Here is a 23,601-nt window from a genome sequence, read left to right as displayed (position 1 = left end):
CCCGTCGGGGTGATCGCGCGACAAAACGTGTGTATGATGCGGCAGCCGGGAAATTCCCGGCTTTTTTGCGTCTGCACGATTGATTGGCCGTGGCGTGTTCCGTGCGCGGCAGTTTTTTCGAGGACGGTGTTCACGCTAGTGCGGCGCATCAGGCAGAGACATTTCCTTGCCCAGCGTCCGCAGAATGCTGTCTGCTTCACTCAAGGCTTGCCCAAGGGCCGGCCGCCCGGATCATAGGGGAAAGGCGTAATGGCAACGGTTGACCGCTGGCTGCTGCCGGATGGCATCGAAGAAGTACTGCCGCCGGAAGCTGCGCGTATTGAAGTCGCGCGTCGTCAGGTGCTGGATCTGTTTCAGAGCTGGGGCTACGAGTTTGTCGTGACCCCGCACATCGAATACCTCGAATCACTGCTCATCGGTGCGGGCCAGGATCTGGATCTGCGCACCTTCAAAGTGGTCGACCCGCAATCGGGTCGGCAGATGGGTTTCCGTGCGGATATCACGCCGCAGGTCGCCCGCATCGACGCGCACACACTGCGTCGCGAAGGCCCAAGCCGTCTCTGCTACGCTGGCAGCGTGCTGCATGCCCATCCAAGTGCATTGTCGTCCTCGCGCAGCCCGATCCAGCTAGGCGCCGAGCTGTATGGCGACGCAAGCCCGAGCAGCGACGTCGAAGTCATCAGCCTCATGCTGGCGATGCTGCAACTGGCTGATGTGCCGGACGTCCATATGGACCTGGGACACGTCGGGATTTACCGTGGTCTTGCCCGCGCTGCCGGGTTGTCCGGCGAAGTCGAGCAACAGCTGTTTGATGCGCTGCAGCGCAAAGCCATCGACGAGGTCATTGCGTTGACCGAAGGTCTGCCGGCCGACCTGGCCAGCATGCTGCGCGCGCTGGTGGATCTGTGTGGCGACCGTACGGTGTTGGCACAGGCGCGCGACCGTCTGGCTAGCGCGCCGGCGCCGGTCATTGAAGCGCTGGATGATCTGCAGGAAATCGCCGAACGTCTGTCGGCCCGGTTTCCTGAGCTACCGTTGTATTTTGACCTCGGCGAGTTGCGCGGCTACCACTACCACACCGGTGTGGTGTTTGCGGTCTTCGTCCCGGGTGTTGGCCAGTCGATCGCCCAGGGCGGTCGGTATGACGACATTGGTGCCGACTTCGGTCGTGCGCGCCCGGCAACGGGATTTTCCACCGATTTGAAAACCCTGGTGACACGCGGTCAGGCGCAGATCGAGCTACCGTCTGGCGGTATCTGGATGCCGGACAGCACTGATGTGGCGCTGTGGCAAACGGTCTGTCAGCTGCGCGCTGAAGGTCACCGCGTGGTTCAGGCGTTGCCAGGCCAACCGGTTTCGGCGGCGCAAGACGCCGACTGCGATCGGCAATTGATTCAGCAGGGCGAGCGTTGGCAGGTAATGCCGCTGGCCTCTTGAGTTTCCCCGCCGGCCGCTGCCGGCACCAAGTTTGCGCGAATGAGGACAAGTGTTATGGGTAAGAATGTCGTAGTCCTGGGCACCCAATGGGGTGATGAGGGCAAAGGCAAGATCGTTGATCTGCTGACCGAACATGCAACCGCGGTAGTGCGCTATCAAGGTGGCCACAACGCTGGTCACACGCTGGTGATCGACGGCGAAAAAACCGTCCTGCACCTGATTCCGTCCGGCGTCCTGCGCGAAGGCGTGCAGTGCCTGATCGGCAACGGTGTGGTCGTAGCGCCTGATGCACTCATGCGCGAAATCATCAAGCTGGAAGAGAAGGGCATTCCGGTGCGCGAGCGTCTGCGCATCAGCCCGTCCTGCCCGCTGATCCTGTCCTATCACGTGGCCCTTGATCAGGCCCGCGAAAAGGCCCGTGGCGAGCACAAGATCGGCACGACCGGTCGTGGCATCGGCCCGGCTTACGAAGACAAGGTTGCGCGTCGTGGTCTGCGCATCGGTGATCTGTTCCATCGCGAGCGCTTCGCCGCCAAACTGGGCGAGCTGTTGGATTACCACAACTTCGTTCTGGTCAATTACTACAAAGAGCCGGCGATCGATTTCCAGAAGACACTCGACGAGTGCATGGAATATGCCGAGCTGCTCAAGCCGATGATGCTCGACGTGACCGCAACGCTGCACGAAATGCGTCGCGCCGGCAAAGACATCATGTTCGAAGGCGCCCAGGGTTCGTTGCTGGACATCGACCACGGTACCTACCCGTACGTCACCAGTTCGAACACCACTGCGGGCGGCATCGCCACCGGTTCGGGCATGGGGCCGATGTACCTGGATTACATCCTGGGCATCACCAAGGCCTACACCACTCGCGTGGGTTCGGGTCCATTCCCGACTGAGCTCTTCGACGATGTCGGCGCGTTCCTGGCCAAGCGTGGCCACGAGTTCGGTGCAACCACCGGCCGTGCGCGTCGCTGTGGCTGGTTCGACGCCGTTATCCTGCGCCGCGCCATCGACGTCAACAGCATCTCGGGCATCTGCCTGACCAAGCTGGACGTGCTTGACGGTCTCGAGACCATCAATATCTGCGTGGGCTACAAGAACGAGAACGGTGCAGTGATCGACGCACCGACCGACGCCGACAGCTACATCGGCCTCGAGCCGGTGTACGAAGAAGTGCCGGGCTGGTCGGAGTCGACCCTGGGCGCCAAAACTCTGGAAGAGCTGCCTGCCAACGCTCGCGCTTACATCAAGCGCCTGGAAGAGCTGGTCGGCGCACCGATCGACATTATTTCGACGGGCCCTGACCGCAACGAAACGATCGTTCTGCGTCACCCATTCGATTGATAAGTCGTTGAAACACAAATAAAGGGTCGCCTCGGCGGCCCTTTGTTTTGCCCGTTGAAAACTGCCGGCCACTGCGGCACGACGCTTGCTGTGATTCCACTTATAAAACAATGCCAGCATTTTGCTGGCGTGTGTGGTGAGGGATCTCCTGTGTCGGCCGTTACTTCTCTTCTGCGCAGTCGCTTGCTGCGGCCCGTATTCATTGCCCTTGGTATTGCCCTTCTGGTGCAAGTGCTGGTTGCCGTTGCCCTCACTCGGAGCACCGTCACCGCGCTTGAAGCTGATCTGGCGGCGCGACTGAGTGTAGATTCGCAACACTTGACCGGCGAACTGGAGCAGGCGAGCCGCGACGTAACGTCCAGTCTGGACAGTCTTTCGCAAAATACACGTCAGCGCTTGAGCGCCGGCCTGTCGACGCGCCTTAAAGATGAACAGAAGCAACTGCGTGCGACGCTGGAGAAAGACCTTCAGGATTCGGCGACGGACATGGCCGAGCTGCTGGCGGCTGTCGCGCCACGGGCGATGTGGGATGGCGATACGCCGACGTTGTCGGAGTTCGCGCGCCGTGCGCAACGCAATCCAAACGTGCTGTTCGTGGTTTACGACGATGCTCAGGGCGAACACCTGACGCGCTATCTGAACCGCGAGAACGAATCGGTCAAGGCCCTGCTGGCGAAAGGCGAAGGCGAGCGCGCCATGGACAAGGTTCTGAACGCGGCGCGCAAAGACCCTTCGGTGTATTACGTCGAAGCATCGATCAGCCCCAACGGCGTCGAGATCGGCAAAGTCCGCATGGGCGTGTCGACCACCTCGGTGGAAGCGAATCTGGCGGCGCTGGACAAGCGCTTCACTGCGTTGATTGGCAGCGGCGATCAGCTGGTCTCGGAAAGCCTTGGCGGCGCGGCGGCCGAGAGCTCTGCGGCGTTGCGGTCGCGTCTGCAAACGGCGCAGTCGTCGGCCACCGCGATGGCAACCAATACCAGCTCTGCGGTGCAGGAGGCTGCGACCACGCTGCGCTGGAGAATCGGCGTCGGACTGTCTCTGGTGGGGCTCGGTGTGCTGGTGGTGTTGGCCATCGTGCTGGGCCGCCGCGTCGTGCTGCGCTTGCAGTTGCTCAATCGTGCGCTGGATGATCTGGCGGCGGGCGAAGGCGATCTGACCAAGCGCGTCAAACTCAACAGCAACGATGAGATTGGCGACATGGCAGCGGCCGTGAACCGCTTTGTCGACAAGTTACAGCCGATCGTTAGAGAGGCGGGGGATGTGGCGCAGCAGACTGGCGTCGAGATTGGCGCCATGAGCAAGCGCAATGCGGGCGCCGGCGCTGCCGCGGAATTGCAGCGCGATGAAGTGGCTGCCAGCCTTCAAGCGCTGGCGCAGATGGCGGACGAGGCGCAGGCCGAGAGCCAGGCAATGCAGGCAGCATTGCGACAGGTGGTGGACATTCGCCAGGCAACCGATGAAAACACACGCACGTCCAATCAGGTCGGCAGTTTGATCGAGGCGCTGGCCGGGCAGGTCGAGACCGGCGCCCAGGTCATCGAGCGGCTGGCGCAGCAAAGTCAGCAGATTGAAGTGGTGCTTGAAGTGATCCATGGCATCGCCGAGCAAACCAACCTGCTGGCCCTCAACGCGGCCATTGAAGCAGCGCGCGCCGGCGAGACCGGTAGAGGTTTCGCCGTTGTCGCCGATGAAGTGCGCGCGTTGGCAAGCAAGACGCAAAGCTCGACGGGCGATATTCAGGAACACATCGCCAAGCTGCAATCCGGGGCGCGCGAAGCAGTGGCAACGATTGGTCTCGCCGGGCGTCAGGCAAAGGAAGGGCTCGCGGTGCTGAAGGACAGCGCGCGGCTACAGCAGTCGGTGCAGGTGTCTGTCGAGCAGGTTCATGCAGCGATCGGTCTGGCGACCCGAGCGGCAGAGCATCAGGCTCAGGGCGCGCAAGCGGTACGGGGGCGGGTAGAGGTTATTCATGCCCAGGCCGAGAAGGCGGCGCAAGCCGTGGTGGAAATCACCGCCAGTGGCAAAACACTGGACAGGCTTGCTGCGCAGCTCAAGGCCAGTCTGGGGCAGTTTCGGGCGTAGTTTTCGGGCGTAGTTGCGCGCACGGGTGGGGGTGATGGCAGACCCCCAGAATGCACAAAACCGAGCACTTGGCTCGGTTTTGTTTGTCTGGTGCCCAGAAGAAGACTCGAACTTCCACGACCTTGCGGTCACCAGCACCTGAAGCTGGCGTGTCTACCAATTTCACCATCTGGGCATGGCGCTGATTTAATTAGATTTTTCGCAGGAGTGCAACTGAATTTTTGGATTTGTTAAGCGGGGCGCTCAGCGACTCGGTGGCCGCGAGGGACAGGGCAGGGGAAGTGATCTACGCTGAGGGCTGTTTCGCCGGGCTTGACTTTTCAAACCGCAAAATGCACAAAACCGAGCCTAGGCTCGGTTTCGTTGAATTGGTGCCCAGAAGAAGACTCGAACTTCCACGACCTTGCGGTCACCAGCACCTGAAGCTGGCGTGTCTACCAATTTCACCATCTGGGCAGTTCGTTGATTTCATTCGATATTTCGTTTGATTTCAACTACAACTAGGCAGTGCCGTCGTTGTGGGGCGCATCTTACGGAGGAGATTGAAGGCTGTAAAGCCCCCGTGCAAAAATAATTTGAAATAGCGAAAAGTCTCAGCAAATGCTGTCTTCGCGTTTCAATCTGGTATATGCCAAACTAATTACATCCAGATAAGGTGAATTCATTCTAATGGCCGATTGGCAGTCCCTCGATCCCGAGGCCGCTCGTGAAGCGGAAAAATACGAAAACCCCATCCCTAGCCGTGAGCTGATTCTGGCGCACCTTTCCGAGCGCGGTTCGCCCGCTGCCCGTGAGCAGTTGGTGGAAGAGTTTGGCCTGACGACTGAAGATCAGATCGAGGCCTTGCGGCGTCGGCTCCGTGCCATGGAGCGCGATGCCCAATTGATTTACACCCGCCGTGGCACGTACGCGCCGGTCGACAAGCTGGACCTCATCCTGGGTCGCATCAGCGGTCACCGTGACGGCTTCGGTTTCCTGGTCCCGGATGACGGCTCTGACGACCTGTTCATGAGCCCTGCGCAAATGCGTCTGGTGTTCGACGGTGACCGTGCACTGGCGCGCGTCTCGGGTCTTGACCGTCGCGGTCGCCGCGAAGGCGTGATCGTCGAAGTCATCTCCCGCGCGCACGAAACCGTGGTGGGTCGCTACTTCGAAGAAAGCGGCATCGGTTTCGTCCAGCCGGACAACCCAAAAATCCAGCAAGAAGTGCTGATCACCCCGGGCCGTAACAACGGCGCCAAGGTCGGTCAGTTCGTCGAGGTGAAAATCACCCACTGGCCAACCCCGCGTTTCCAGCCGCAAGGCGACGTGGTTGAAGTGGTGGGTAATTACATGGCGCCCGGCATGGAGATCGATGTCGCGCTGCGTACCTACGACATCCCTCACGTCTGGCCCGAGGCTGTGCTGAAAGAAGCCGCCAAGCTCAAGCCTGAAGTCGAAGAGAAGGACAAGGAAAACCGCGTCGATCTGCGTCACCTTCCATTCGTCACCATCGACGGTGAAGATGCCCGCGACTTCGACGACGCTGTTTTCTGCGAAGCCAAGCCCGGCAAACTGCGCCTGTTCTCCGGCGGCTGGAAGCTTTACGTGGCCATTGCCGACGTCTCCAGCTACGTGAAGCTCGGCTCGGCGCTCGACGCTGAGTCTCAGGTGCGGGGTAACTCGGTGTATTTCCCCGAGCGCGTGATCCCGATGCTGCCCGAGCAGCTGTCCAACGGCCTGTGCTCGCTTAATCCGCTGGTTGATCGTCTGGCGATGGTTTGCGAGATGACGATCTCCAAAACCGGCGAGATGACCGACTACGTGTTCTACGAAGCCGTCATTCACTCCCATGCGCGTCTGACTTACAACAAGGTCAGCTCGATGCTGGAGCATCCGAAGGCCGCCGAAGCCAAGCAGTTGCGCGAGCAGTACGGCGACGTCGTGCCGCACCTGAAGCAGCTTTATGCGCTGTACAAAGTGCTGCTGGGCGCCCGGCATGTTCGCGGTGCCATTGATTTTGAAACGCAGGAAACCCGGATCATTTTCGGTACCGAGCGCAAAATCGCCGAGATCCGTCCGACTACTCGAAACGACGCGCACAAGCTGATTGAAGAATGCATGCTTGCGGCGAACGTGGCGACTGCAGCGTTTCTCAAGAAGCACGAGATCCCTGCGCTGTACCGCGTTCACGACGGTCCGCCGCCTGAGCGTCTGGAAAAGCTGCGTGCCTTCCTCGGTGAGCTCGGTCTTTCCCTGCACAAGGGCAAAGACGGCCCGTCGCCGAAGGACTATCAGGCGCTACTCGAAACCATCAAGGACCGTCCGGATTTCCACCTGATCCAGACCGTCATGCTGCGTTCGTTGAGCCAGGCGGTGTACAGCTCCGATAACCACGGCCACTTCGGCTTGAATTACGAAGCGTACACCCACTTTACCTCGCCGATTCGCCGCTACCCGGATTTGCTGACTCACCGCGCGATCCGCAGTGTGATCCGCTCCAAGCAGGAAACACCGCACGTTCGCCGTGCTGGTGCTGCAGCGATTCCGAAGGCCCGCATTTACCCGTACGACGAAGCGATGCTCGAGCAGTTGGGCGAGCAGTGCTCGATGAGCGAGCGCCGTGCAGATGAGGCGACCCGCGACGTCACGAACTGGCTGAAATGCGAGTTCATGAAAGACCGTGTTGGCGAGTCGTTCCCGGGCGTGATCACAGCTGTCACCGGCTTTGGTCTGTTCGTCGAGCTGACCGATATCTACGTCGAAGGCCTGGTTCACGTCACCGCATTGCCGGGTGATTACTACCATTTCGATCCGGTCCACCATCGTCTGGCCGGCGAGCGCACAGGCCGCAGTTTCCGCCTGGGCGACACCGTTGAAGTGCGCGTCATGCGCGTTGATCTTGACGAGCGCAAGATCGACTTCGAAATGTCGGAGAAGACCACCAGCGCGCCGATCGGTCGCAAGCGTCGAACGTCTGAACCTGCTGCAGCAGAGAAGGGCAAGGATTCCAAGGAATCGTCGTCTGCTTCCAAATCGGGTCGCCGCACCGCGAAAGAGCCTGTTGCCGAGGCCTATCGGCCCGGTGACGCGGCTGCCAAGAACGCGGAAGTGCGCAAAAGTCGTGAAATGAAGAAAGCGCTGCTGACTGAAGCCAAGGGTGGTAGCAAGGCATCGTCGGGAAAGTCGACGAGTGATTCCGCTGGCGCCTCCGGTAAATCCAGCAAACATCGCAAGGGTTCGTCGAAATCGGGCTCGGCCCCTGCTGCAAGCAGTGGCGGCGTTCGCAAACCTAAGGCCAAGTCATGAGTCAGCTGGAAAAAATCTACGGTGTTCATGCCGTAGAGGCGCTGTTGCGTCATCACCCCAAGCGGGTCAAGCAGATCTGGCTGGCTGAAGGGCGCAGCGATCCTCGCGTGCAGGTTCTCATCGAGCTCGCCGCGCAGAACCGCGTCTCGGTGGGTCAAGCCGAGCGCCGCGAGATGGATGCGTGGGTTGAGGGTGTTCACCAGGGCGTGGTGGCGGACGTCAGTCCGAGCCAGGTCTGGGGCGAGGCGATGCTCGACGAGCTGCTCGATCGCACCGAAGGTCCGCCGCTGATTCTGGTCCTCGACGGCGTCACCGATCCGCATAACCTGGGCGCCTGCCTGCGCACTGCCGATGCGGCCGGTGCGCTGGCGGTGATAGTACCCAAGGACAAGTCCGCGACATTGACGCCGACCGTTCGGAAAGTGGCGTGCGGTGCGGCGGAGGTCATTCCTCTGGTCGCCGTGACCAACCTGGCGCGCACGCTGGAAAAACTCCAGCAGCGCGGCCTGTGGGTCGTCGGCACCGCGGGTGAGGCCGAGCAGGAGTTGTACCAGCAGGACCTGACTGGCCCGACCATCCTGATCATGGGTGCCGAAGGCAAAGGCATGCGCCGTCTGACCCGCGAGCATTGCGACTATCTGGTGCGCCTGCCGATGGCTGGCAGTGTCAGCAGCCTCAACGTTTCGGTCGCCACAGGCGTCTGCCTGTTCGAAGCCCTGCGCCAGCGCGCCGCTGCCAAGAAGTAGTCAGTTAAGAGCGGCAAGCCTCAAGCTGCAAGCCGGTCACGCTCCAGCTTGTAGCTTGTAGCTTGTAGCTTGTAGCGCAGCGTCATTGTTCAAATATTCACCAATCTCCTTGCGCCCCTCCGACCCCTTCTCTACAATTGCGCCCCTTGCTGTCATGGCAGGCGCTCATGTGCCTGTCCCTGTGCAAGATAAACCAGTGTTATTCACTCCTTGTCTGACCGCTTTGGCGGCAGGCTACAACCCGTAAGGAGCATTCATGCGTCATTACGAAATCATCTTTCTGGTTCACCCGGACCAGAGCGAGCAAGTCGGCGGCATGGTAGAGCGTTACACCAAGCTGATCGAAGAAGACGGCGGCAAGATCCACCGTCTGGAAGATTGGGGCCGTCGTCAACTGGCCTATGCAATCAACAATGTTCACAAGGCTCACTACGTGATGCTGAACGTTGAGTGCACTGGCAAGGCTCTGGCCGAGCTGGAAGACAACTTCCGTTACAACGATGCCGTGATCCGTAACCTTGTCATCCGTCGCGACGAAGCTGTTACTGGCCAGTCCGAAATGCTCAAGGCTGAAGAAAACCGCAGTGAGCGCCGTGAGCGTCGCGACCGTCCTGAGCACTCCGACGCCGATGGCGCCGATGGTGATGACAGCGACAACAGCGATAACGCTGACGAGTAATCCACGGACCTTTTGAGGAGCCCATCACATGGCACGTTTCTTCCGTCGTCGTAAATTCTGCCGCTTCACAGCTGAAAATGTGAAGGAGATCGATTACAAGGATCTCAACACCCTGAAAGCCTACGTATCTGAAACCGGCAAGATCGTTCCTAGCCGCATTACTGGTACCAAAGCTCGTTATCAGCGTCAGCTGGCTACCGCTATCAAGCGCGCCCGCTTCCTGGCCCTGTTGGCCTACACCGACAGCCACGGCCGCTGAGACCAGGTAGTCGACAAACGCAGTAAGGGATAGATCGCATGCGCGCCATGGCTGAATTCATCATGCGCGGCCGCGTGCAGGCCACTCTCGTAGTGGTTGGATGTGCGGCATTGCCGCTGTTGTTCTGGTTGAGTGCTGCCGCAGGTTGCCTTGTGCTCCTGCGACGCGGGATGAGTGACGCCCTGGGCGTCCTTGCCTGGGCTCTGCTGCCGGCTTTGGTCTGGTGGTATTTCGGTGAACCTCGCACCCTGATGGTGTTGCTGGGTTCTTGGGGGTTGGCCGCCGTGTTGCGTGCCAGCGAGTCCTGGGTCCGCGTGCTGCTGGTCAGCGTGGCGGTTGGGTTGTTGTATGCAGTGGTTCTGGGCGCGGTGTTTCGCGAGCCCATCGAAGCCATGGCGGGGGAGCTGCAAAAGCTCTTGCCCCAGGTCTTCGGTGATGTCTACCAGCAGATGTCGGTAGAAGAGCGAGCGCGTCTGGGGGCACTTATTACTCCAGTCCTTAATGGCCTGATTGCAGCGTTGTTGCAGATCGTCAGCGTGGTATGCCTGCTTCTTGGGCGGTACTGGCAGGCGTTGTTGTATAACCCGGGCGGTTTCGGACGCGAATTTCGCAGCCTGAAACTCCCGCGGGCACCGATGCTGGTGCTGCTGGTGTGCATGTTGGTGGGGCCGAACTTCGGTCCTCAACTGGCGATGCTGACACCGTTGTGCAGCGTGCCGCTCATGTTCGCGGGGCTGGCCCTGATTCACGGTCTGGTGGCTGCAAAGCGCCTGACACGGTTCTGGTTGGTGGGGTTGTACGTCACGCTGTTGCTGTTCATGCAGCTGATCTATCCGTTGCTGGTGGTGTTTGCCATTGTCGACAGCCTGATTGATTTTCGCGGCCGTCTGGCGTCGAAAGATGCCGATAACGGTTCTGCGAACGGTGAAGGTTAAAGTTAAGAGGTTTTACCAAATGGAACTCATCCTGCTGGAAAAAGTCGCCAACCTGGGCAACCTGGGCGATAAAGTAAACGTTAAGGCTGGCTACGGTCGTAACTTCCTGCTGCCTTTCGGCAAAGCAACCGCTGCAACCGCTGCCAACGTGGCCGCGTTTGAAGAGCGTCGTGCAGAGCTGGAAAAAGCTGCCGCCGAGAAGAAAGCTTCTGCTGAAACTCGTGCTGCTCAACTGGCTGAGCTGGAAGTGACTATCACTGCCACCGCTGGTGACGAAGGCAAGCTGTTCGGTTCGATCGGTACTCACGACATTGCTGACGCACTGACCGCCTCTGGCGTTGAAGTGGCTAAAGCTGAAGTTCGTCTGCCGAACGGCACCATCCGTAACGTTGGCGAATACGACGTAGCCGTGCACCTGCACAGCGATGTTGAAGCTACCGTTCGCGTTGTTGTTGTAGCTGCTTAAGCAGTATGGTTTCTGCGCTTTGGTGCAGAAGTCTGACCGGCTGATGACTCGCTCCTCGGTCGGTTAGCATTGGGCACGTTCCTGTTCGCAGGTCGTGCCCTTTGTCATTTCTGAGTATCCTGATTCAACCCCCTGATTTCCGTGTGGCCATGAACGACATCTCCGCTCCCGAGCAATATGACCTGCAAACCGCTGCCCTGAAGGTGCCGCCGCATTCCATCGAGGCCGAACAGGCCGTGCTCGGTGGTTTGATGTTGGACAACAACGCCTGGGAACGCGTGCTTGATCAAGTGTCGGATGGCGATTTCTACCGTCATGACCACCGTCTGATATTCCGCGCCATTGCCAAGCTTGCTGATCAGAACCAGCCGATCGACGTCGTGACCCTGGCCGAACAGCTCGATAAGGAAGGCCAGACCTCGCAAGTCGGTGGCCTCGGTTACCTGTCGGAGCTGGCGAAGAACATTCCGTCTGTGGCGAACATCAAGGCCTATGCCCAGATCGTTCGTCAGCGTGCGACGTTGCGCCAGTTGATCGGCATCAGTACCGAAATTGCCGACAGTGCGTTCAACCCGGAAGGGCGTACCGCCGAAGAGATTCTCGACGAGGCCGAACGGCAGATCTTTCAGATCGCCGAGGCCCGGCCCAAAACAGGCGGCCCGGTCAGCGTCAACGACCTGTTGACTCGGGCGATTGACCGTATCGACACGCTGTTCAACATCGGCGACGGCATCACCGGTCTCTCCACGGGCTACGCCGACCTTGATGAAAAAACCAGCGGTCTGCAGCAGTCTGACCTGATCATCGTCGCAGGCCGTCCGTCGATGGGTAAGACCACCTTCGCGATGAACCTTGTGGAAAACGCGGTGCTGCGCAGCGACAAGGTGGTGTTGGTCTACTCGCTGGAGATGCCAGGCGAATCGCTGATTATGCGTATGCTTTCGTCGCTCGGTCGTATCGACCAGACCAAAGTACGTTCCGGTCAGCTGGATGATGATGACTGGCCGCGCCTAACCTCGGCGGTCAACCTGCTCAACGATCGCAAGCTGTTCATCGACGACACGGCCGGCATCAGCCCGTCGGAGATGCGTGCGCGTACACGGCGTCTGGTCCGCGAGCACGGCGATATCGGCATGATCATGATCGACTACCTGCAGCTGATGCAGATCCCGGGATCGAGCGGCGATAACCGGACGAACGAGATTTCCGAGATTTCCCGTTCCCTGAAAGCGCTCGCCAAGGAATTCAATTGCCCGGTCGTCGCGCTGTCCCAGCTCAACCGTTCCCTCGAGCAACGTCCCAACAAGCGCCCGGTGAACTCCGACTTGCGGGAATCCGGAGCGATCGAGCAGGACGCCGACGTCATCATGTTCGTGTACCGGGATGAGGTGTATCACCCCGAGACCGAACACAAAGGCATCGCCGAAATCATCATCGGCAAGCAGCGGAACGGCCCGATCGGGTTTATCCGACTGGCGTTCATCGGCAAGTACACCCGCTTCGAGAACCTCGCGCCGGGTAGTTACAACTTTGATGATGATGAATAAGTAGGGCTCTTGATCGTGACTCTGATGCTGGAAGGGCGCCAGAGTCGAGAGTCATGCCGATCACTTATCCGACTACTGTCGTCGGATTTGATCAAAATTTGTGCTATTCTCCGCGACCGCGAATTTCCACGCGAAAATCGCCCCCTGACACGAACATTGGTCATCGATATGCAAGCAGCCAAGCCGTTATTTGACTATCCGAAGTATTGGGCCGAATGTTTCGGACCAGCGCCTTTCCTGCCGATGAGCCGGGAAGAAATGGATCAGCTTGGCTGGGATTCCTGCGACATCATCATTGTCACGGGTGATGCCTACGTCGATCACCCTTCGTTTGGCATGGCAATCATCGGCCGGCTGCTGGAGTCCCAAGGCTTCCGCGTCGGGATCATTGCGCAGCCTGACTGGAAGTCAAAAGACGACTTCATGAAGCTCGGCGAGCCGAACCTGTTCTTCGGCGTCGCGGCCGGCAACATGGATTCGATGATCAACCGTTACACCGCTGACAAAAAGATTCGCTCCGACGATGCGTACACGCCGGGCGGCATGGCGGGCAAGCGCCCGGACCGTGCGAGTCTGGTCTACAGTCAGCGCTGCAAGGAAGCCTACAAGAACGTGCCGATCGTTCTGGGTGGCATCGAAGCATCGCTGCGCCGCATCGCTCACTACGACTACTGGCAGGACAAGGTTCGCAACTCGATCCTGATCGACGCCTGCGCCGATATCCTGCTGTACGGCAACGCCGAGCGGGCCATCGTCGAAGTGGCCACCCGCCTGTCCTATGGCGAGACGATCGAAAGCATCACTGACGTGCGCGGCACGGCATTTATTCGTCGTGACACGCCGGAAGGCTGGTACGAAGTCGACTCCACCCGTATCGACCGTCCAGGCAAGATCGACAAGATCATCAACCCGTACGTGAACACTCAAGACACCCAGGCCTGTGCCATCGAGCAGGAAAAGGGTGACGTCGAGGATCCGAACGAAGCGAAGGTCGTACAGATTCTGGCGAGCCCGCGCATGACCCGCGACAAGACGGTCATCCGTCTGCCGTCGATGGAGAAAGTGCGCGCCGACGCGGTGCTCTATGCCCACGCCAACCGCGTCTTGCACCTTGAGACCAACCCGGGCAACGCCCGCGCGCTGGTTCAGAAGCACGGCGATGTGGATGTCTGGTTCAACGCGCCGCCCATTCCCATGACCACCGAAGAAATGGACTACGTGTTCGGCATGCCCTACGCACGTGTTCCGCACCCGGTGTACGGCAAGGAGAAGATCCCGGCCTACGACATGATCCGTTTCTCGGTGAACATCATGCGCGGCTGCTTCGGCGGCTGTACGTTCTGCTCGATCACCGAGCATGAAGGCCGGATCATCCAGAACCGTTCCCACGAATCGATCATCCGCGAGATCGAAGAAATCCGTGACAAGGTCCCAGGCTTCACCGGCGTGATTTCCGACCTCGGCGGGCCGACGGCGAACATGTATCGCATCGCCTGCAAGAGCCCGGAAATCGAATCGGCGTGCCGTAAGCCGTCGTGCGTGTTCCCTGGCATCTGCCCGAACCTGAACACCGATCACTCGGCGTTGATTCAGCTGTACCGCAGCGCCCGTGAACTGCCCGGCGTAAAGAAAATTCTGATTGCCTCCGGTCTGCGTTACGACCTGGCGGTTGAATCGCCCGAGTACGTCAAGGAGCTGGTAACCCACCACGTCGGCGGTTACCTGAAGATTGCGCCTGAGCATACCGAAGAAGGTCCGCTCAATCAGATGATGAAGCCGGGCATTGGCAGCTATGACAAATTCAAGCGCATGTTCGAGAAGTACTCCAAGGAAGCGGGCAAAGAGCAGTACCTGATTCCTTACTTCATCGCGGCCCACCCGGGCACGACCGACGAAGACATGATGAACCTCGCGCTGTGGCTCAAGGGCAACGGCTTCCGTGCGGACCAGGTGCAGGCGTTCTATCCGTCGCCGATGGCCAGTGCGACGGCCATGTACCACTCCGGCAAAAACCCGTTGCGCAAGGTCACGTACAAGAGCGATTCGGTCACTATCGTCAAGAGCGAAGAGCAGCGCCGTCTGCACAAGGCGTTCCTGCGCTACCACGATGCGAAGGGCTGGCCGATGCTGCGTGAAGCGCTGGAGCGTATGGGCCGTGCCGATCTGATCGGGCCGGGCAAGCATCAGCTGATTCCGCTACACCAGCCGGAAACCGACACCTATCAGAGCGCGCGCCGCAAGAACTCGACGCCGGCCGGTAGCCACAAGGTTGCCAAGACCACCAAGATCCTGACGCAGCACACCGGCCTGCCTCAGCGTGCAAGTGACGGCAGCAAGCCTTGGGACAAGCGTGAAGAGGCCAAGGCTGCGGCGGCTGCTCGTAACAGGGACGCCGCCAAGGAGCGCGCTGATGCCGCCAAGGGTGGCAAAGGTGGCAAAGGCGGCAAAAGTAACAAGCCTTCGCGCCAGCCGGTGTTTCCACGGTAAGGCTCCCGCGCAACGCTTCTTCGCTCCAACAAAACGCCAGCTTTCGAGCTGGCGTTTTGCATTGCGGTGCAAATAACCCCATCCGCCTCATTTCCGTGCGACCCTTGCACCATTCGTTGAAGCTGGCGCGATTTTGGTGCTGTGCCTGGCTGAACAAGCTGCCTCTACGCCGGAGGCGCCTGATTTGCCGGGGTGGCATAAGTCTTGCGCAGCTCCGTTACCGTCCAGGCTCGCAGGAGGCACGCCGTGTCGATTCACATTGCCTTGCACCACGTTACGCATTACCGCTACGAACGCGCGGTAGAGCTGGGTCCGCAGATCGTCCGCTTGCGCCCGGCGGCCCATAGCCGCACGCGCGTGTTGTCGTACTCGCTGAAAGTCCTCCCCGAAAACCACTTCATCAACTGGCAGCAGGACCCGCAGGGTAATTACCTGGCGCGGTTGGTGTTCCCTGAAAAGACCAACGAGCTGCGCATCGAAGTGGACCTGGTCGCCGAGATGGCGGTCTTCAATCCGTTCGACTTCTTCCTTGAGCCCTACGCCGAGAAGATCCCGTTCACCTATGCCCGCGAAGAGCATCACGAGCTGCAGCCCTATCTGGAAAAGCTGCCGCTGACCCCAAGATTTAAGGCCTATCTGGACAGCATAGACCGCACGCCGATTCCGGCCATCGACTTTCTGGTGGGTCTCAACCAGCGTCTGGCCAATGACATCGGTTACCTGATTCGCATGGAGCCGGGCATTCAGACGCCGGAATACACCCTCGAAAACGCTTCCGGTTCCTGCCGTGATTCGGCCTGGCTGCTGGTGCAGCTGCTGCGTCACCTGGGCCTGGCCGCGCGGTTTGTGTCCGGCTATTTGATTCAGCTCAAGGCCGATGTGAAAGCGCTGGACGGACCGTCCGGCACCGACGTCGATTTCACCGATCTGCACGCCTGGTGCGAGGTGTATCTGCCGGGTGCTGGCTGGGTGGGCCTTGACGCGACGTCCGGCTTGTTTGCCGGTGAGGGTCACATTCCGCTGGCGTGCAGTCCCGAGCCTTCTTCGGCGGCGCCCATCAGCGGGCTGGTCGAACCCTGCAACACCGAGTTCAGCCACGAGATGTCGGTGGAGCGTATCTGGGAGGCGCCGCGCGTCACCAAGCCCTACACCGAAGAGCAGTGGCAGGACATTCAGGCGCTGGGACGCCAGATCGACAGCGATCTGATCGCCCACGACGTGCGCCTGACCATGGGCGGCGAGCCGACCTTTGTGTCCATCGACGACCGTGACGGCGATGAATGGAACACCGCCGCGCTGGGTCCGAAGAAGCGCCTGCTGTCTGCCGACCTGTACCAGCGCATGCGGGACCATTACGCGCCCCAAGGCATCGTTCATTTCGGTCAGGGCAAGTGGTACCCCGGTGAGCAGTTGCCGCGCTGGTCGCTTAACTGCTTCTGGCGTAAGGACGGGCAACCGGTGTGGCGCAACAATGCGCTGGTCGCTGACGAAACCCGGGACTATGGCGCCGACAGCGAGATGGCGGGCGCTTTTCTGCGCAGCGTTGCCGAGCGGCTGAAGCTACCGACGCGCTACGTCTTCCCCGCGTACGAAGACCGTTTCTACTACCTGTGGCGCGAGGGCGCGCTGCCCAAAAACGTCAGCGCCGAAGCTTCACGTCTTGAGGACCCCCTTGAGCGCGCCCGTCTGCGCAAAGTGTTTTCCCAAGGCCTGGACACGATCATTGGCCACGTGCTGCCGCTGGCGCGAACCGCCGCCGACGATCACTGGCAGAGCGGCCGCTGGTACCTGCGCGATGAGCATTGCCGTCTGGTGCCGGGTGATTCTGCCCTTGGGTATCGCTTGCCGCTGGCTTCGCAGCCGTGGGTCAAGGCGGCGGAATACCCGTACATCCACCCGACCGACCACAACCAGGCATTTGCCGAGTTGCCCGATCGCGACGAGGTTCAGTCGCGACTGGACAGCCTGTCGGAGCAGGGCGATCCGAGCGTCGACCACGAACCCGAGATCGACGAGTCAGCCGATTGGTTGACCCGCACTGCGCTCAGCGCGGAGGCGCGGGGCGGGCGGTTGTATCTGTTCATGCCGCCGCTGCAATCCCTTGAGGCCTATCTGGAATTGGTCGCCGCCATCGAAGCGACGGCCGAGGACATGCGCTGTCCGGTGTTGCTGGAAGGTTACGAGCCGCCGAGCGATCCGCGTCTGGCGAACTTCCGCATCACCCCGGATCCTGGTGTGATTGAAGTGAACGTGCAGCCGTCGTCCACCTGGGATGAGCTGGTCGAACGCACCGAGTTTCTCTACGAACAGGCGCGCCTGACCCGGCTGACCACCGAGAAATTCATGATCGACGGGCGCCACACCGGCACCGGCGGCGGCAACCATTTTGTTCTCGGCGGCGCCACGCCGGGCGACTCGCCCTTCCTGCGTCGGCCGGACCTGCTGCGCAGCCTGTTGAGCTACTGGCATAACCACCCGTCGCTGTCCTACTTGTTCTCTGGATTGTTCGTAGGCCCGACCTCGCAGGCACCAAGGGTCGACGAAGCCCGCAATGACTCGCTGTACGAACTGGAAATCGCTTTTTCGCAAATGCCCGAGCCGGGCGAAGAATGCGCGCCGTGGCTGGTGGACCGGCTGCTGCGCAACCTGCTGATCGACGTAACGGGTAACACCCACCGCGCGGAATTCTGCATCGACAAGCTGTACTCGCCCGACGGCGCCACTGGCCGGCTGGGCCTGCTGGAGCTGCGCGCGTTCGAGATGCCGCCGCACGCGCGCATGAGCCTCGCGCAACAGCTGTTGCTGCGGGCCCTTGTCGCGCGTTTCTGGCGCGAGCCCTATGCACCGGCGAAACTGGCGCGCTGGGGCACCGAGCTGCATGACCGCTTCATGCTGCCGCACTTCATCGAGCAGGATTTCGCCGACGTCATCGCCGAGCTCAATGACGCGGGTTACCCCGTGCGCGCCGAGTGGTTCGCGGCGCATCTGGAGTTTCGCTTTCCAAAGGTTGGCGATTACACCGTCAGAGGCATCGAGCTGGAACTGCGTCAGGCGCTGGAGCCGTGGCACGTGCTGGGCGAGGAGGGTGCAGCGGGTGGCGCGGTTCGCTACGTGGACTCGTCACTCGAGCGCTTGCAGTTGAAAGTCACGGGTCTGCCGCCGCAGCGTTACATGCTCACCTGCAACGGCGTGCCGGTGCCTCTGCGACCGACCGGGCGCGTGGGCGAGTTCGTCGCGGGGGTGCGTTACCGCGCCTGGCAGCCGACCAACGCCTTGCAGCCGACGATCCCGGTGCATGCGCCGCTGGTCTTCGACATCCTCGACACCTGGATGCAGCGCTCACTGGGGGGCTGCGAGTATCATGTCGCCCATCCCGGCGGGCGCAATTACGAAACCCTGCCGGTGAACGCCAATGAAGCGGAAAGCCGACGTCTGGCGCGGTTCTTCCGGGTCGGCCACAGCCCCGGCAAACTGGAGGTTCCAGCGCTGACCCTCAACGATGAATTGCCGATGACCCTGGACCTGCGCCTGCATCGGTAACCGCGCCGGCGACCTGACGTGGGGTCAGGTCGCCGTGCCGCCCGTTTAAAACATGGAAAGCGCCCCTGCGTGTCATGTTGTCTGCGCTAGTCTAAGCGCTGTTGATTCGAGTCCTTTTGTTGTCTGCCGAGCCTTCCATGCCTGACCTGCTTGACCACTATCCGCTCACCCCGGGTACCTATCACGAGATGCTCGATGCCAGCGGCGCCGTTCGGCCCCATTGGCAGCGTCTGTACGATCATCTCCAGCGCAGCACACCTGCGCAGCTCATCCAGCGTCAGGCGCTGCTCGCCCGGCAGATTCAGGAAAACGGCGTCACCTATAACGTTTACGCCGACCCCAAGGGTGCCGATCGGCCCTGGGAACTGGACATGCTGCCCCACGTGATTCCACTGGAAGAGTGGCAGCCACTGGCGGCCGGCATCGCCCAGCGTGCACGTCTGCTCAATGCCGTACTGGCTGATCTCTACGGCCCGCAGGAACTCATTGCCGAAGGTCTGCTGCCGGCGGAACTGGTGTTTGGCCACAACAATTTTCTCTGGCCCTGCCAGGGCGTGAAGCCCCCCGAAGGGACCTTCCTGCATGTGTACGCGGTGGACCTGGCGCGCACGCCCGATGGCCGCTGGTGGGTCACCGCCGACCGGACTCAGGCGCCATCGGGCGCCGGTTATGCACTTGAAAATCGTCTGATCGTGTCGCGGGCGTTTCCCGAGCTGTACCGGGATATGCAAGTCCAGCACCTCTCGAACTTCTTCCGGTCGCTGCAGGAAACCCTGGCGCGGCAGGCACCGACCAGCCACGAAGCACCGCTGGTGGTGTTGCTGACGCCCGGGCGTTTCAACGAGAGCTATTTCGAGCATCTGTATCTGGCCGGTCAGCTGGGCTATCCGCTGGTAGAAGGCAGCGACCTGACCGTGCGCGACGCCACGGTGTACCTGAAAACCCTCAGCGGTCTGCGTCGTGTTCACGCGATCATGCGCCGTCTTGACGACGACTTCTGCGATCCGCTTGAACTGCGTACCGATTCGGCGCTGGGCGTGCCGGGCCTGCTGCAAGCAGTGCGACAGGGCCGCGTGCTGGTCGCCAACGCGTTGGGCAGCGGCGTGCTGGAATCGCCCGGGCTACTGGGGTTTCTGCCAAAGATCAACGAACACCTGTTTGGCGAAGAACTGCTGCTGCCTTCGATCGCCACGTGGTGGTGCGGCGAGCCGCCGGTGCTGGCGCAGGCGCTGGAGAAGATGCCCGATCTGCTCATCAAACCCGCGTTTCCGTCCCAGAGTTTCGCCCCGGTGTTCGGCCGCGATCTCAACGAGGAAGAGCGTCAGGCTCTGGCTGCGCGCATGCAGGCCCGGCCCTATGCCTACGTCGCGCAGGAACTGGCGCAGTTGTCCCACGCGCCGGTCTGGCAGGGCGAGGACAGTCATCTGCAGCCCCGTGCCATCGGCATGCGCGTGTACGCGGTGGCGACGGCCGATGGCTACCGTGTCCTGCCGGGCGGACTGACCCGCGTGGCCGCCGATGCCGACGCCGACGTGGTGTCGATGCAGCGCGGCGGCGCAAGCAAGGACACCTGGATCCTCGGTGAGCGTCCGCTCGGCAGCGAACCGTGGAAACATCGCCATTCCCTGGGTGTGCACGACTTGGTACGTCGCGACCCGTATCTGCCGTCGCGGGTGGTGGAAAATCTGTTCTGGTTCGGCCGCTACTGCGAGCGCTGCGACAACAGTGCGCGCCTGCTGCGAATCATGCTCACGCGCTATGTCGACGGCGATGATCCGGTCGCCCTGCAAGCGGCGGTCGAGCTGGCCGAACGGTTGAATTTGCTGCCGCTCCAGGACGAAGAAGAACCGGGCGAGCTGCATGAGCGTTTGCTCGAAGCGCTGTTGGGTGACGACTGGCCGTTCAGCCTGCGCTCGAACTTGCAGCGCTTGCAGTGGGCGGCGTCTCAGGTGCGCGGCAAGCTGTCCCGCGAGAACTGGCAGGCGCTGGTTGAATTGCAGCGTGAAGCCATGAGCCTGGATACCGAGAGCCCTGATTTCGGCGAGCTGCTGGATTTCCTCAACCGCCTGGTGATGTCACTGGCGGCGCTGTCCGGTTTCGCCCTGGACGACATGACCCGCGACGAGGGCTGGCGCTTCCTGATGATCGGGCGGCGCATCGAGCGCTTGCAGTTTCTTTGCACGACGCTGGCAGCATTCCTGCGCAGCGAGGCAGTGTTTCATCAGGATGCTCTGGACGGGCTGCTTGAACTGGGCAATAGCGGCATCACTTACCGCTCGCGTTATCTGGCCCTGCCGCAGTTGATCCCGGTGCTCGATTTGCTGGTGCTGGACGATCAGAACCCCCACGCGGTGTTGTTTCAGCTCAAGCTGGTGGCCCGCTCGGTGAAGCGCATGAACGAGGATTTCGGCGTGCCCCATGACAACAGCCTCACGGCGCTGATCCAGCGGCTGTCGGTGTTCGACCTGGGCTGCCTGGAAGAAGGGCTGTTCGGCGAAAGCAGCGTAAAAGCGGCGCTGGATGGCCTGGCGGATTTGCTGCAGACCATTGGCGAGACCAGCGGCCACGTTTCTGACCGGCTCGCGCTGCGTCATTTCGCCCACGTCGACGACGTCAGCCAGCGCACGGTGTCGGTCTGATGAACAGCGCCCAGTATCAGATCCTCCACGACACGCACTACAAATACGACAGCCCGGTTTCCCTGGCCCAGCAGCTTGCGCATCTGTGGCCGCGCCGCAGCCGCTGGCAGCGTTGCCTGGAGCAGCATCTGGTCATCAGCCCGACGCCGACCATGCGCCGCGATGAGCTGGACGTTTTCGGCAACCCGCTGACCCGCCTGGCGTTCGAACGTCCCCATAATGAGCTTCAGGTCAATGCGCGCCTGCGCATTGAAGTGCTGGAGCGGCCGACGCTGGATTTCAATGGGTCCGCTTCATGGGACGAGACGCAGCATCGGCTGACCTACAGCGCGTCGAGAATGTCGCCGGATATCCTCGATGCCTGTCGCTATCGCTTTGAATCGCCTTACGTGCACCTGAAGCAGACGTTCGTCGAGTTCTCCGCCAGCTGCTTTCCCGCAGGGCGGCCGATGCTGCTGTGCGCGCAGGCGCTGATGGAGAAGATATTCGAAGAGTTCACCTTTGATGGCGAGGCGACTCAGGTTGCTACGCCACTGGTGGAAGTGCTGGAAACCCGTCGGGGTGTCTGCCAGGACTTTGCTCACTTGATGCTGGCGTGCGTGCGCTCTCGCGGCTTGGCGGCGCGGTATGTCAGCGGCTACCTGCTGACTCAGCCGCCGCCCGGTCAGCCTCGGTTGATCGGCGCCGATGCGTCCCACGCGTGGGTGTCGGTGTTCTGTCCGGTGCTGGGTTGGGTGGATTTCGATCCGACCAACAACGTTCAGCCGGCGCTTGAGCACATCAGTCTGGCGTGGGGGAGGGATTTTTCTGACGTGTCGCCGTTGCGCGGGGTGATTCTGGGGGGCGGGAGCCACGACCCGGAAGTGCGCGTGACCGTGTTGCCGATTGCGAAGTGAGGAGGGAGACGCATTGCAGGCGCGCGCTTGCCCGCGATAGAGGAGTGTCAGCCAATGGATGGATCACGGCGAAAATACTATCGGGAGCAAGCTCGCTCCTACAGATTTTCGCGTTCATCCATCCCATTGCGCTGAATCAGATGATCACTCGGCAGGCTTTTCTTCAGCGGAGCCTTTTACTTCAGCGGAGCCTTCAGCTTCGGTGGAATCTTCAGCTGCAGTAGCGCCTTCGGCGTTTTCGCCGTCTACGACTTCACCTTCTCCAGCCTCTGCTTCAGCCTTCTCGGCCTGCTTGCGCTGTGCTTTTTCCTCTTTCTTTTGCTCTTTAGCCAGATCGCGTTGACGTTTGGCGAAGGAATAGTTGGGTTTGGCCATGGGCAGTCCTCGAGGCAGACGATAAGTCAGCACATTCTGCCTGAGAATGGTGCAAAACCGGCGTGGTATTTTTCCTCACCCGGTCTTTGGTGCCGGCCACCGGGGCGCTATTGCCCGTCTCAGCCATTGAAAACCGCGCGTTGATAGACGCCGTAATCCTGGCTGGCACGGTCGTAATTACCCGAGGCACCGCAGGCGTAAGCGGCGAGCAAGCTGCGGAAAATGCTGGAGAGTTGCATGGGATCGTCCTGAAGATGGGTGACAGGGCGATCTTATGCAGCCATCGTAGTGCTGACTGTTTGATTGTCTCGATGGCCCTGATAGAGCGCGGCCAGAGGTGCTCAGCATTAACGGTTGATAAATTGTTTTAGCTTAGGGCAGTCTTTGTATACAAAATTCAAGGCTACCCCACCAGGAGACGCACCATGATTCGCAAGCTTGTCGCTGCATCCGTTCTGATTTTGGCCAGTGGGCACCTGCTGGCGGCCGAATGCTCGGTCGAAGTCGATTCCACCGACCAGATGACGTTCACCACCAAGGCGATCGAAATCGACAAGAGCTGCAAGCAGTTCACCGTCAACCTGAAACACTCCGGCAGCCTGCCGAAGGTCGTCATGGGGCACAACCTGGTCATCAGCAAATACGATGACATGTCGCAGATCGCAACAGACGGCATGAGCGTCGGCATCGATAAGGATTATCTGAAGGACGGTGACGCGCGCGTTATTGCCCACACCAAAGTGATCGGCGGAGGCGAGAAGGATTCGGTCACGTTCGACGTCTCCAAGCTAGACCCGGCCGAGAAATACGGCTTCTTCTGCTCGTTTCCGGGTCACATCGGCATGATGAAAGGCACCGTCACATTGAAGTGACCG

16 protein-coding genes and 2 tRNA genes are annotated in these 23,601 nt (G+C 60.7%); 15 read left to right on the top strand and 3 right to left on the bottom strand.

The window, feature by feature from the left end; all coding sequences use genetic code 11:
• The first annotated feature begins 249 nt into the window (after window positions 1-249).
• The 3 genes from OKW98_RS26610 (at window position 250) to OKW98_RS26600 (ending at window position 4,869) form a co-directional block, all read left to right on the top strand.
• Window positions 250-1,437: an ATP phosphoribosyltransferase regulatory subunit gene (locus OKW98_RS26610; RefSeq protein ID WP_265387351.1), complete on the top strand. Its 1,188-nt coding sequence runs from the start codon at window positions 250-252 to the stop codon at window positions 1,435-1,437.
• Window positions 1,438-1,491: 54 nt separating this feature from the next.
• Entirely contained in the window at window positions 1,492-2,784 is a 1,293-nt protein-coding gene (locus OKW98_RS26605; RefSeq protein ID WP_265387350.1) for an adenylosuccinate synthase, read from the top strand.
• A 150-nt stretch (window positions 2,785-2,934) separates the two neighbouring features.
• Window positions 2,935-4,869 (top strand): methyl-accepting chemotaxis protein, encoded by a 1,935-nt coding sequence (locus OKW98_RS26600; protein ID WP_265387349.1) that lies wholly within the window; start codon window positions 2,935-2,937, stop codon window positions 4,867-4,869.
• An 88-nt stretch (window positions 4,870-4,957) separates the two neighbouring features.
• On the opposite strand, the gene OKW98_RS26595 is transcribed toward OKW98_RS26600, so the two are convergent.
• Both OKW98_RS26595 and OKW98_RS26590 read right to left on the bottom strand, forming a co-directional pair.
• Window positions 4,958-5,044, bottom strand: a tRNA-Leu gene (locus OKW98_RS26595).
• Between the two features lie 194 nt (window positions 5,045-5,238).
• Window positions 5,239-5,325 (bottom strand) — tRNA-Leu (locus OKW98_RS26590).
• Window positions 5,326-5,538: 213 nt separating this feature from the next.
• Between OKW98_RS26590 and rnr the strand changes: the two genes are divergently transcribed.
• From rnr to OKW98_RS26535, 11 genes are all read left to right on the top strand, one after another.
• Window positions 5,539-8,157 (top strand): ribonuclease R, encoded by a 2,619-nt coding sequence (gene rnr / locus OKW98_RS26585; protein ID WP_265387348.1) that lies wholly within the window; start codon window positions 5,539-5,541, stop codon window positions 8,155-8,157.
• A complete protein-coding gene (gene rlmB / locus OKW98_RS26580) occupies window positions 8,154-8,903 on the top strand; it encodes a 23S rRNA (guanosine(2251)-2'-O)-methyltransferase RlmB (RefSeq protein ID WP_037015712.1) in 750 nt (249 codons plus the stop codon). The genes rnr and rlmB overlap by 4 nt, the downstream gene beginning before the upstream one ends.
• Window positions 8,904-9,159: 256 nt before the next feature.
• Window positions 9,160-9,582, top strand: coding sequence for a 30S ribosomal protein S6 (rpsF, locus tag OKW98_RS26575; protein ID WP_065987796.1), 423 nt, complete (start codon window positions 9,160-9,162; stop codon window positions 9,580-9,582).
• Window positions 9,583-9,610: 28 nt separating this feature from the next.
• Window positions 9,611-9,841 carry a 30S ribosomal protein S18 gene (rpsR, locus tag OKW98_RS26570; protein ID WP_037015707.1) on the top strand — a complete coding sequence of 77 codons (231 nt, stop codon included), beginning with the start codon at window positions 9,611-9,613 and terminating at the stop codon, window positions 9,839-9,841.
• Between the two features lie 38 nt (window positions 9,842-9,879).
• Window positions 9,880-10,776: a hypothetical protein gene (locus OKW98_RS26565; protein ID WP_265387347.1), complete on the top strand. Its 897-nt coding sequence runs from the start codon at window positions 9,880-9,882 to the stop codon at window positions 10,774-10,776.
• A gap of 19 nt (window positions 10,777-10,795) precedes the next feature.
• On the top strand, window positions 10,796-11,242 hold the full coding sequence (gene rplI, locus OKW98_RS26560) for a 50S ribosomal protein L9 (protein WP_065987794.1): 447 nt from the start codon (window positions 10,796-10,798) through the stop codon (window positions 11,240-11,242).
• A 149-nt stretch (window positions 11,243-11,391) separates the two neighbouring features.
• The gene (dnaB, locus tag OKW98_RS26555) at window positions 11,392-12,789 is read left to right on the top strand and encodes a replicative DNA helicase (RefSeq protein ID WP_237251995.1); all 1,398 of its coding nucleotides are present in this window, start codon (window positions 11,392-11,394) and stop codon (window positions 12,787-12,789) included.
• A gap of 168 nt (window positions 12,790-12,957) precedes the next feature.
• A complete protein-coding gene (locus OKW98_RS26550) occupies window positions 12,958-15,276 on the top strand; it encodes a YgiQ family radical SAM protein (RefSeq protein WP_265387346.1) in 2,319 nt (772 codons plus the stop codon).
• 246 nt (window positions 15,277-15,522) lie between these two features.
• On the top strand, window positions 15,523-18,816 hold the full coding sequence (locus tag OKW98_RS26545; protein ID WP_265387345.1) for a DUF2126 domain-containing protein: 3,294 nt from the start codon (window positions 15,523-15,525) through the stop codon (window positions 18,814-18,816).
• A gap of 137 nt (window positions 18,817-18,953) precedes the next feature.
• On the top strand, window positions 18,954-21,455 hold the full coding sequence (locus tag OKW98_RS26540; RefSeq protein WP_265387344.1) for a circularly permuted type 2 ATP-grasp protein: 2,502 nt from the start codon (window positions 18,954-18,956) through the stop codon (window positions 21,453-21,455).
• Window positions 21,455-22,351, top strand: coding sequence for a transglutaminase family protein (locus OKW98_RS26535; protein WP_265387343.1), 897 nt, complete (start codon window positions 21,455-21,457; stop codon window positions 22,349-22,351). Before OKW98_RS26540 ends, OKW98_RS26535 begins: the two co-directional genes overlap by 1 nt.
• Before the next feature lie 144 nt (window positions 22,352-22,495).
• Here OKW98_RS26535 and OKW98_RS26530 read toward each other — a convergent pair whose 3' ends face one another.
• Window positions 22,496-22,726, bottom strand: a complete 231-nt coding sequence (locus OKW98_RS26530; RefSeq protein ID WP_265387342.1) for a hypothetical protein — start codon at window positions 22,724-22,726, stop codon at window positions 22,496-22,498.
• Window positions 22,727-23,151: 425 nt separating this feature from the next.
• Between OKW98_RS26530 and azu the strand changes: the two genes are divergently transcribed.
• Window positions 23,152-23,598, top strand: a complete 447-nt coding sequence (gene azu, locus OKW98_RS26525) for an azurin (protein WP_265387341.1) — start codon at window positions 23,152-23,154, stop codon at window positions 23,596-23,598.
• Window positions 23,599-23,601: the final 3 nt, after the last annotated feature.

Source organism: Pseudomonas sp. KU26590 (assembly GCF_026153515.1).
Lineage (GTDB): Bacteria > Pseudomonadota > Gammaproteobacteria > Pseudomonadales > Pseudomonadaceae > Aquipseudomonas.
This window is presented reverse-complemented; position numbering and strand designations above follow the sequence as displayed.